Annotated in this window: 1 protein-coding gene; it reads right to left on the minus strand. The window is 43.6% G+C overall.

Going from position 1 to position 738, the window contains the following annotated elements; translation table 11 throughout:
• Window positions 1–738 (minus strand): DUF7507 domain-containing protein (locus JEM65_RS20860; RefSeq protein ID WP_199603645.1); only part of this gene is annotated, 738 nt, incomplete at both ends.

A 738-nucleotide genomic window follows, 5' to 3' on the forward strand; every position in this document is an offset into this window, starting at 1 on the left:
ATATCTGCCTGTGTTACTGTATAATTTGCAGTAAAAGTTGTCGTTGCTCCAGGAGCTAATGTCGTAACTCCACCCGCTGGGTCTGCATCTACATTGTCATCCGATAAACTGATTCCTGTTAAGGTAACATTTCCTGTATTGGTTACTAAGTAAGAATACGGTATTACCTGACCGGCTAAGGTTACTTCAGTAGTGGTTGAACTTTTCACCACAGTCATCAATGGATTCTGACTAACTGGGATGTCTAAGTCATCTGGTGCATCTGGTGCCTCATTAGAACTAGCAACTACATTATTGGTAACATTTCCTCCTGCATCAATATCTGCCTGTGTTACTGTATAATTTGCAGTAAAAGTTGTCGTTGCTCCAGGAGCTAATGTAGCATCTCCACCCGCCGGGTCTGCATCTACATTATCATCCGATAAACTGATTCCTGTTAAGGTAACATTTCCTGTATTGGTTACTAAGTAAGAATACGGAATTACCTGACCGGCTACGGTTACTTCAGTAGTGGTTGAACTCTTGACCACGGTCATCAATGGATCCTGGGCAATAGGGATGTCCAGATCATCTGTTGCATCCGGTGCCTGATCAGAACTTGCCGTTACAGTATTACTTACATTGCCGCCTGTATCGATATCTGCCTGGGTTACGGTATAATCTGCAGTAAAAGTTGTCGATGCTCCAGGGGCCAATGTCGTAACTCCACCCATTGGGTTTGCATCTACATTGGTATCC

This window comes from Gelidibacter salicanalis (assembly GCF_016469035.1).
Taxonomy (GTDB): Bacteria; Bacteroidota; Bacteroidia; order Flavobacteriales; family Flavobacteriaceae; genus Gelidibacter; species Gelidibacter salicanalis_A.